Raw genomic sequence first — 8,297 nt, 5'->3', positions numbered from 1 at the left:
GCTACGCCAAGCTGCAGCTGTCGGAGTTCATGCACGAGATCGCGCGCAACGTCGCCCCCCGGATGATCCGGGCCAACGTGGTGCACCCGACCAACTGCAACACGAACATGCTGAACAGCGCCCCGATGTACCGGGCGTTCCGGCCGGACCTGGAGAACCCGACCCGCGAGGACGCGCTGCTGGCCTTCCCGGCCCAGCAGCTCCTCCCGATCCCCTACGTCGAGCCGATCGACATCAGCAACGCGGTGCTCTTCCTCGCCTCGGACGAGTCCCGCTACGTGACCGGTCTCCAGCTCCGCGTGGACGCCGGCTCCTACCTGAAGTTCCACGACTTCCACGTCTGATCCCCCCATCCTTCCTGCACGTCCGAACCGCTGAGGAGTACTCGAATGAAGGTCCGTGTCGACGGCGAGATCTGCCAGGGCCACACGCTGTGCGCCATGACCGCCCCCAACCTCTTCGCGCTGAGCGACGAGGACGGCCACGCCTGGGCGATCAACGAGGACGTCCCCGCCGGGCAGGAGGAGCTCGCCCGCGAGGCGGCCCGCTCCTGCCCGGAGCAGGCCATCGTCATCACCGAGTGACGGCGCGGGGATGAGCACCGACGAGACGACGGCCGTGCGCGCGGACGACGCCGCGCGCACGGAGGGGCGACGCATCGTCCTCGACCGGCACGGCCCGGAGTACCGGACCGAGTTCGTCGACTGGGCGAAGCGGCTGCACGCCGGGCCGCGCATCGCGTGGAACGACACCCACGGCGGCTACTGGTTCGTCAACGGCAACCAGGAGCTGTTCGACGTCGCGCGTCGCTCGGACGTGCTGTCCAACGACGCCGACATCCGCAACGAGCGGCGCGGCTACGACGGGATCAACATCCCGGCGAGCTCCAAGGAGACGCGGGGCGGCGTGATCGGCGGGTTCCTGGAGATGGACCCGCCGGTGCAGCGGTACTACCGCAACGCGCTGAACGCCTACCTGTCCCCGGCGGCCGTGGCCCGGTGGCAGCCGGTGCTCGACGAGATCACCCGCGCCGCGATCGACGAGAAGATCGAGAGCGGCCGGATCGACTTCGTCGAGGACCTGGCGAACATCGTCCCGGCGGTGCTCACCATGGCCCTGCTCGGCCTGCCGCTCGAGGACTGGGTGATCTACAACGAGCCCTCCCACGCCAGCGTCTACACGCCGATCCACTCCCCGGACCACCCGCGGGTGATGGAGCTGGCAATGCAGATGGGGATGTCGCTGTTCGGCCGCATCCAGGAGGCGAAGACCGACCCGAAGCCGGGGCTGCTCTCCGCCGTCCTGAACGCCGACCTCGGTGACCACCAGCAGGACGACATGGAGGCCGTCGGGGTGATCATGCTGCTCATCGGTGGCGGCTTCGACACCACGACGGCGCTGACCGCACACTCGCTGGAGTGGCTGGGGGAGCACCCCGACCAGCGCGAGCGGCTCGTCCGGGAGTGGGACACCCTGCGCGACAGCGCGACTGAGGAGTTCCTGCGCTTCTACACCCCGGCGCAGGGCGACGGCCGCACCGTCTCCGCGGACGTCGAGATCGACGGCGTCCAGTTCAAGGAGGGCGACCGGCTCTGGCTGTCCTGGGCCATGGCCAACCGGGACGAGCAGGTGTTCCCGGACCCGCACGAGATCAAGCTGGACCGCACGGGCAACCGGCACGCCAGCTTCGGTCTGGGCATCCACCGCTGCATCGGCTCCAACGTGGCCCGGGCCGGGTTCAAGACGATGGTCAAGGCGGTCCTGGACCGCATGCCCGACTTCGTCTGCGATCCCGCCGGGACCGTGCACTACGAGACGACGCAGGTCATCAACGGCATGCGGTACCTGCCCGCCACCTTCACCCCGGGCAAGCGCCTCGGCCCGGGGCTGGAGGAGACGATCGCGAAGATCCAGCGGGTGGTCGACGAGCAGCGTCTCGCCGAGCCCGTCACCGTCCGCAAGGAGCGCGCGACGCTCGGCTGAGCCGGGTCGACGTACGGCCGGGTCCGGGCGAGTGCCTCGTCCGGACCCGGCCGCCACGTCGTCCGCGAACCGTCCGTCCCGATCGGCCCGCCCGGTACCGCCACCCTCGACCCCGCCTGGAGACACGCATGAGCATCGACCAGAGCGCCGACGCCGACCGCGCGCGACTGCGCGTCGAGCTCGACCGGCACGCGCCCGAGTACCGCACAGAGTTCGAGCCGTGGGTCGAGCGGCTGCACGCCGAGGCGCCGATCGCGTGGAACGACACCCACGGCGGCTACTGGTTCGTCAACGGCAACGAGGAGCTCTTCGACGTCGCCCGCCGGGCCGATGCGCTCTCCAACGACGCCGACATCTTCAACCGGCGGCGCGGCTATGACGGCATCGGCATCCCGGCGGGGCCCAAGGAGGCCCGCGGCGGGATGATCGGCGGCTTCCTGGAGATGGACCCGCCGGTGCAGCGGTACTACCGCAACGCGCTCAACGCCTACCTGTCGCCGGCGGCGGTGGCGCGGTGGCAGCCGGTGCTGGACGAGATCACCCGCGCGGCGATCGACGAGGTGATCGAGACCGGCCGGATCGACTTCGTCGACGACCTGGCCAACATCGTCCCTGCCGTCTTCACCATGGCGCTGCTCGGGCTGCCGCTGGAGGACTGGGTCGTCTACTGCGAGCCCGCCCACGCCGGGGTCTACACCCCGATCCACTCGCCGGACTACCCGCGCGTGCGCGAGCTCGGGATCACCATGGGCATGCGGATGTTCCAGAGCATCCAGGAGCTCAAGGCCGACCCGAAGCCGGGCCTGCTGAACGCCGTGATCACCGCCGATCTCGGCGACCACGAGCAGGACGACATGGAGATCGTCGGTGTCGCCATGCTGCTCATCGGCGGCGGCTTCGACACCACCACCGCGCTCACCGCGCACGCCCTGGAGTGGCTGTCGGAGAACCCCGGGCAGCGCGAGCGGCTGATCACCGAGTGGGACACCCTCCGCGACAGCGCCACCGAGGAGTTCCTGCGCTTCTACACGCCCGCGCAGGGCGACGGCCGCACCGTCTCCCAGGACGTGGAGATCCACGGCGTCCACCTGCAGGAGGGCGACCGGCTCTGGCTCTCCTGGGCGATGGCCAACCGGGACGACACGGTCTTCGAGGACCCGCACACCGTCCGGCTCGACCGCACCGGCAACCGGCACGCCAGCTTCGGGCTGGGGGTGCACCGGTGCATCGGCTCGAACGTGGCCCGCGCCGCCTTCAAGACGATGCTGGCCGCCGTGCTCGAGCGGATGCCCGACTTCGTGTGCGACCCGGCGGGCGCCGTGCACTACGAGACCACCCAGGTGATCAACGGCATGCAGCACCTGCCGGCCACCTTCACCCCGGGCGAGCGCCGGGGCCCCGGCCTCGCCGAGACGATCGCCACCCTGCAGCGCGTCGTCGACGAGCAGCAGCTGGCCGAGCCGATCACCGTCCGCCGGGACCGCGCCCGGCTCGCCTGAGCACCATCCGCCAGACTCCCGCACCACCAGACCCGATCCACACGAACCGAGCTGGAGCACTCCCATGACCTACGTGATCGCCGAGCCCTGCGTCGACGTCCTCGACCGTTCCTGCGTCGACGCCTGTCCCGTCGACTGCATCTACGAGGGCGGCCGGATGGCGTTCATCCAGCCCGAGGAGTGCGTCGACTGCGGCGCCTGCGTCCAGGTCTGCCCCGTCGAGGCCATCTACTACGAGGACGACCTCCCCGAGGAGTGGGCCGGCTACACGGCCCTGAACGCCGCGTTCTTCGCCGGCGTCGGCTCCCCGGGCGGGACGGCGAACCTGCCCAAGGGCACGGTTCCCGACCCGGCCGAGGTCACCGCCCTTCCGCCGCGCCCCGCCGAGGACTGACCCCCGCGGCTCCGCCGTACCCGGCGCCCCGCTGACGCGGCGCCCGAACCGAGGAATGAGGACACGTGAGCCAGCCCCTGCCGTTGGTCCTGCCGTGGAACGAGTTCTACTGGAAGTCCGGTGCCGACGGTCGGCTGCGGATCCAGGAGTGCTCCTCCTGCTCCGGCCTGATCCACCCGCCCAAGCCGATCTGCCCCTCCTGCGGTGACCGGGACCTCCGGGTCCGTGAGGTGTCGGGCCGCGGGATCCTCTTCGGGTTCACGGTCAACCACCACTTCCCCTTCCCGGGGGTGACCAACCCGTTCGCCATCGCGCAGGTGGCGCTCGACGAGGACCCGCGGGTCAAGCTGACCACCCGTCTCGTGGACGTGGACCTCGACGACCTGCGGCTGGGCATGCGGATGGAGGTCGTCTTCGAGCAGGTGGAGGACGTCTGGCTGCCGCTGTTCCGGCCCACCGCCGAGCAGCCGGCCGAGCCGGCGGCGCTGCCCGAGGACGAGGAGCCGGTCGAGCGGATCCGCACCTTCGTGCGGCCGATGCTGGGCTCGCGCAAGTTCGAGGACGACGCCGTGCTCTCCGGCATCGGCGCGTCGAAGATCGCGCGCCGGCAGATGGTGGACCCGCTCTCGCTGACCATCGACGCCTGCCAGGCGGCGGTCGCCGACGCCGGCCTCACGATGGCCGACATCGACGGCCTGTCCACCTACCCGGGCGGTGGGATGGAGAGCGGCTTCAGCGAGGGCGGCGTTACGGCCCTGGAGGCGGCGCTGCGGATCCGGCCCAACTGGTACAACGGCGGCGGCGAGACGTTCGGCCCCGGGGGATCGGTCATCGCGGCGATGCTCGCGGTCTCCGCCGGTCTGGCCCGGCACGTGCTGTGCTTCCGCACGCTCTGGCAGTCCAGCCAGGAGACGCTGATGAAGCAGGGCTACCTCAAGCCCGGCCGCGGCAGGATCGGCGGCGACATGGGCTGGGGCATGCCCTTCGGCGCCCTGTCGGCCGCGCACCTGCTCGGGCAGACCGCGAACCGCTACATGCACAAGTACGGCGCCACCCGGGAGACCCTCGGCTGGATCGCGCTCAACCAGCGGGCGAACGCGGCGCTCAACCCGACCGCGGTCTACCGCGACCCGATGACGATGGACGACTACCTGGGCGCGCGCATGGTCACGACGCCGTTCGGCCTCTACGACAACGACGTCCCGATCGACGGCTCGATCGCGGTGATCGTGTCCGCGGCCGACGCCGTCGGCGACCTCGCCAAGCCCCCGGTGCGCGTCGAGGCCGTCGGCACGCAGCTCATCGAGCGCATGGAGTGGGACCAGAGCACCTCCACGCACGAGCCGCAGGTGTTCGGCCCCGCCCAGCACATGTGGACGCGGACCGACCTGCGCCAGGACGACGTCGACCTCGCCCTGCTCTACGACGGGTTCAGCTTCAACTGCCTGTCGTGGCTCGAGGGCCTGGGCTTCTGCGGCGTCGGCGAGGCGAAGGACTTCCTCGACGGCGGCAAGAACATCGCCCGGGACGGCGTCCTGCCGCTGAACACCAACGGCGGGCAGCTGTCGCACGGCCGCACGCACGGCATGGGCCTGGTGTACGAGGCGGTCAGCCAGCTGCGCCGCGAGGCGGGGGAGCGTCAGGTCGCCGATGCCCGGGTCGCCGTCGTCAGCAGTGGCGGGCTGACCCCCAGCGGCGTCCTGCTGCTGCGCACCGACAGCTGAGCCGCCCGGTCGCCGGTCCCGTCCTGACGGGACCGGCGGCCGGCCCGCCCCGGGTCGGGTCAGACCCCTCGACCCTGGGGAGGGGCCGTCGTATGCTGCCGGACGATGTGATGCCTTTGAAAACATGGATGGGTGGCATGACGCACGACGGGGACACGCTCTTCATCGACGGGAAGTGGCTCCCGGCCGATGACGGCCGCACGTTCGACGTCACCGACCCGAGCAACGGCCGGGTCATCGGCCGGGCCGCCGACGCGGGCGCCGCCGAGGCCGACCGGGCCATCGCTGCCGCCGAGGCCGCCTTCGGCCCGTGGAGCCGGACCACCGCCTACCAGCGGGCCGAGGTGCTCTGGACCGCCCACCGCCTGATGACCGAGCGCGCCGAGGAGCTCGCCGCGCTCATGACCGCCGAGCAGGGCAAGCCGCTCAAGGCCGCCCGCAACGAGGTGCGCTACGCCGCGGACTTCCTCAGCTGGTTCGCCGAGGAGGCCAAGCGGGTCTACGGCAGCACGATCCCGTCCTCGCGCCCCGAGCAGCGGCTGATGGTGATGCACCAGCCGGTCGGCGTGGTCGCGGGCATCACGCCGTGGAACTACCCGATCTCGATGATCACCCGCAAGGTGGCCCCGGCCGTCGCCGCCGGCTGCACGATCGTGCTCAAGCCCGCCGAGCAGACGCCGCTGTGCGCCGTCGCGGTCTTCGACATCCTGGCCGAGGCGGGGTTGCCCGCGGGCGTGGCCAACCTGGTCACCACGAACCGGCCGGCGGCCGTGGGGGACCGTCTCCTGGACTCGCCGGCGGTCCGCAAGCTGACCTTCACCGGCTCCACCGAGGTGGGCAAGGCGCTGGCGGCCCGGGCGGCGGCCACCATGAAGCGGGTGTCCATGGAGCTCGGCGGCCACGCCCCGATGCTGGTGTTCGACGACGCGGACCCGGTGCACGCGGCCAAGGGTGCGGCGCTGGTGAAGTTCCTGAACACCGGTCAGGCGTGCATCAGCCCCAACCGGATCTACGTGCAGCGGGGCATCTTCGACACCTTCGCCGCCGCGCTCGTCGACCGGGTGGCCAAGCTCAAGGTCGGCCCCGGCACCGCCGAGGGCGTCGGGATCGGGCCGCTGGTCGACGAGGCCGCCGTCGACAAGGTGGAGCGCCAGGTCGACGACGCCGTCGCGAAGGGCGCCCGGTTGCTCTCCGGCGGCGGTCGCCTGGCCGAGGGCGACCTCGCCGGCGGCCAGTTCTTCGCGCCCACGGTGGTCGCCGACGTCGACGAGTCGATGGTCATCTACCGCGAGGAGACCTTCGGGCCGGTGGCCGCGCTCATCCCGTTCGACGACGAGGACGAGGTCGTGCAGCGGGCCAACGACACCGAGTACGGCCTGGCCTCCTACGTCTACACCCGGGACCTCGGCCGCGCGGTGCGGGTGTCGGAGGCGCTGCGCTTCGGCATCGTCGGGGTCAACGACATCAACCCGACGGCCGCGGCCGCGCCCTTCGGCGGGGTCGGGGCCAGTGGCCTGGGCCGCGAGGGTGGGGCCGAGGGCATCGACGAGTACCTCGACGTCAAGCTCGTGGGGCTCGTCGTCTAGACCGTCCCGGGAGGGACACACTGACCGACGTCAGGGACGTCGCCCGGCGGTGCAGACCCACGAGTCCGCCGCCGGGGCCAGTCGTACACACAACGAGGAGTGGGTGGATGAAGCTGAAGGTCGGACAGACGCTGAGCAGCGCGGTCGACGCGACGTCGCTGGTCGTGGTGCGGGCACCGGAGGACGACGTGACCGTCACCTGTGGTGGCGCGCCGATGACCGGGCCGGGGGAGACCCCCGCCGCGGGCGCGACCGCCGAGGGCGAGGCCGGCAACGGCGTCCTCATGGGCAAGCGCTACTCGGACGAGGCCCTCGGGCTCGAGCTCCTGTGCGTCAAGCCGGGGGACTACGCGGTCGCCGTCAACGGCACGCCGCTGGCGCAGAAGACCGCCCAGCCGCTGCCCGCCTCCGACTGAGCTCCGCGGCGGGACCCCCGGCACCACCGGGGGTCCCGCCGGGGCCGGCCGGGCGCGGCGCCCGCAGGGCGGCGGCACCTCCGCCGCAGCCCATCGCCGCAGCACACCATCGATCCGACGACCGGGCCGCCCACGGGCGCCCGGCCGCGTGAAGGGAGAGTCCGGTGGCCCGCAAGGCTCGGACAGGCAGCACGGGCGTGGGAGTGGCGCGGTTCCTCCTGCGCACCGCGGTGGGCGGCACGATGATCGCCCACGGCGTGAAGCACGGCCGCTCGCTCAAGGGCACCGCCGGCTGGTTCGGCTCCATCGGCTTCAAGCAGCCGATGCTGCAGGCGCGCACCAGCGCGGTGGTCGAGATCGGTTCCGGCGCGGCGCTCATCGCCGGCGCGGCGACCCCGCTCGCGGCCTCCGCGGTCGTCGGCACCCTGACCGTGGCCGCCCGCTCGGTGCACATCCCGAACGGCTTCTTCATCAACGCCGAGGGCTGGGAGTACGTCGCCAACCTCTCCGTGGCCTCCATCGCGCTGGCCGCGCTCGGCCCGGGCGGCTGGAGCGTCGACCGCGCGCTGGGCACCGACCGGTTCTCCGGCCCCCGAGCGGCTCTGTTCGTCGCCGGACTGGGCATCGGCGGGGCCGCCGCCCAGCTCGCCACCTTCTGGAGCAAGCCGGCTCCGAAGCCGGTCACGGCCTGAGCG

Annotated in this window: 9 protein-coding genes; all 9 read left to right on the top strand. The window is 71.9% G+C overall.

Annotation, left to right across the window (positions count from 1 at the left end; genetic code table 11):
• Positions 1-344 (top strand): SDR family oxidoreductase (locus N555_RS0123705; protein ID WP_029431772.1); only part of this gene is annotated, 344 nt, incomplete at its 5' end.
• 45 nt (positions 345-389) lie between these two features.
• A complete protein-coding gene (locus tag N555_RS0123700; protein WP_029433973.1) occupies positions 390-584 on the top strand; it encodes a ferredoxin in 195 nt (64 codons plus the stop codon).
• A 10-nt stretch (positions 585-594) separates the two neighbouring features.
• Positions 595-1,983, top strand: a complete 1,389-nt coding sequence (locus N555_RS0123695; protein WP_029433972.1) for a cytochrome P450 — start codon at positions 595-597, stop codon at positions 1,981-1,983.
• A gap of 128 nt (positions 1,984-2,111) precedes the next feature.
• Positions 2,112-3,482: a cytochrome P450 gene (locus N555_RS0123690; protein WP_029433971.1), complete on the top strand. Its 1,371-nt coding sequence runs from the start codon at positions 2,112-2,114 to the stop codon at positions 3,480-3,482.
• A 64-nt stretch (positions 3,483-3,546) separates the two neighbouring features.
• Positions 3,547-3,876, top strand: coding sequence for a ferredoxin (gene fdxA, locus N555_RS0123685; RefSeq protein WP_029433970.1), 330 nt, complete (start codon positions 3,547-3,549; stop codon positions 3,874-3,876).
• Positions 3,877-3,941: 65 nt separating this feature from the next.
• The gene (locus tag N555_RS0123680) at positions 3,942-5,600 is read left to right on the top strand and encodes a thiolase C-terminal domain-containing protein (RefSeq protein WP_029433969.1); all 1,659 of its coding nucleotides are present in this window, start codon (positions 3,942-3,944) and stop codon (positions 5,598-5,600) included.
• Between the two features lie 137 nt (positions 5,601-5,737).
• Entirely contained in the window at positions 5,738-7,186 is a 1,449-nt protein-coding gene (locus N555_RS0123675) for an NAD-dependent succinate-semialdehyde dehydrogenase (protein ID WP_029433968.1), read from the top strand.
• A 107-nt stretch (positions 7,187-7,293) separates the two neighbouring features.
• Positions 7,294-7,602: a hypothetical protein gene (locus N555_RS0123670; protein ID WP_029433967.1), complete on the top strand. Its 309-nt coding sequence runs from the start codon at positions 7,294-7,296 to the stop codon at positions 7,600-7,602.
• Between the two features lie 164 nt (positions 7,603-7,766).
• Positions 7,767-8,294, top strand: a complete 528-nt coding sequence (locus N555_RS0123665; protein WP_029433966.1) for a DoxX family protein — start codon at positions 7,767-7,769, stop codon at positions 8,292-8,294.
• Positions 8,295-8,297: the final 3 nt, after the last annotated feature.

This window comes from Blastococcus sp. URHD0036, assembly GCF_000701365.1.
In the GTDB taxonomy this organism is placed as follows: domain Bacteria; phylum Actinomycetota; class Actinomycetes; order Mycobacteriales; family Geodermatophilaceae; genus Trujillonella.
The sequence above is the reverse complement of the archived record's forward strand: the minus strand, read 5'-3'. Positions and strand labels throughout refer to the sequence as shown.

Coding starts and splice junctions, on each gene's coding strand:
- N555_RS0123675 (WP_029433968.1), top strand. CDS start 5,738: ATGACGCACGACGGGGACACGCTCTTCATCGACGGGAAGTGGCTCCCG.
- N555_RS0123695 (WP_029433972.1), top strand. CDS start 595: ATGAGCACCGACGAGACGACGGCCGTGCGCGCGGACGACGCCGCGCGC.
- fdxA (WP_029433970.1), top strand. CDS start 3,547: ATGACCTACGTGATCGCCGAGCCCTGCGTCGACGTCCTCGACCGTTCC.
- N555_RS0123690 (WP_029433971.1), top strand. CDS start 2,112: ATGAGCATCGACCAGAGCGCCGACGCCGACCGCGCGCGACTGCGCGTC.
- N555_RS0123700 (WP_029433973.1), top strand. CDS start 390: ATGAAGGTCCGTGTCGACGGCGAGATCTGCCAGGGCCACACGCTGTGC.
- N555_RS0123670 (WP_029433967.1), top strand. CDS start 7,294: ATGAAGCTGAAGGTCGGACAGACGCTGAGCAGCGCGGTCGACGCGACG.